This is a genomic window from Chryseobacterium sp. CG10_8 (assembly GCF_058117085.1).
Genome location: NZ_JBYVEB010000245.1, coordinates 1 through 990 on the forward strand (window position 1 = coordinate 1; position 990 = coordinate 990).

Annotated in this window: 2 protein-coding genes; both read left to right on the forward strand. The window is 34.0% G+C overall.

What is annotated here, in order from left to right:
* Positions 1–802 (forward strand): hypothetical protein (locus AC4AGG_RS16550; RefSeq protein ID WP_489773126.1); only part of this gene is annotated, 802 nt, incomplete at its 5' end.
* A 24-nt stretch (positions 803–826) separates the two neighbouring features.
* On the forward strand, positions 827–990 hold a 164-nt coding region (locus AC4AGG_RS16555), incomplete at its 3' end, for a DUF6705 family protein (protein WP_489773127.1).

Here is a 990-nt window from a genome sequence, read left to right on the forward strand (position 1 = left end):
TAATAACGGTAGTGGTACCACTGGGAGCGGAGAATATGATCCAAATGGAACAAACAGCACCGGAAGCAATACAACCGAAAATCCTGATGACCCTAATGATGCAGAAACAGAATTGGGTGGGATCCCAACGATACCTTTCGTTGGGATAACAAAAAATAAAACTCCATGTGAAAAAATAAAAGAAATAGGTGAACATAATACGACTAAAGCTCTTCTGCAAAATTTGAAAACTAAAACCAATGCGGGTAAAGAGTTTGGACACATTTTACAAGAGAATGGTGGGCAAATAGATAATGTCCCTGTAGAAGGAGAAGTAGGACAAGGGAATATTGAATTTAATATTAGCAGCAGCGGAGGTCAGATTGATGGCTATATCCATTCACATTATCCGAGCCTTTTATCAATATTTTCATCAGGGGATATTGCAACTATTGCAATGCTTCATCATAATGGATTTATAAAAGATACTGATACTTTTATAATGGGAGTTGTAACTTCATCCAACACGCAATATTTAATGGTAATTGACGATATTACAAAGTTTACTACTTACGGACAACAGTTTCTTCTTCCTGATGGACGGATTAATAAGGATTTCAGTAGTAATTATGGAATATGGGTATTTAGAGAATACAAGATAAAGCAAAATGGATTGTCAGCAGACAACGAATTAGGTTTTGTTAAGATGCTTTTGGACAAAGAAAGTGGATTGAAGGTATTGAAAGGTTCTAATGATTTTTCGACTTGGGAAGAACTTGGAATAAAAAGCAATGGAGAATTAGATAAAAAACCGTGTAATTAAAACAAATAGAAAATGAAAAGCGTAATGAAATTACTTAATATATTATTTTTAATAATGATATTTAACACTTGTTCGGCACAACATGTGCAAGACCCTAATGCAGATAAGTTTGCTGGAACATGGAAATGGGGAGATACTAATAATGGACTAACATTGGTCATGAAAAAAGAAAATAATGTCAGAGTTTT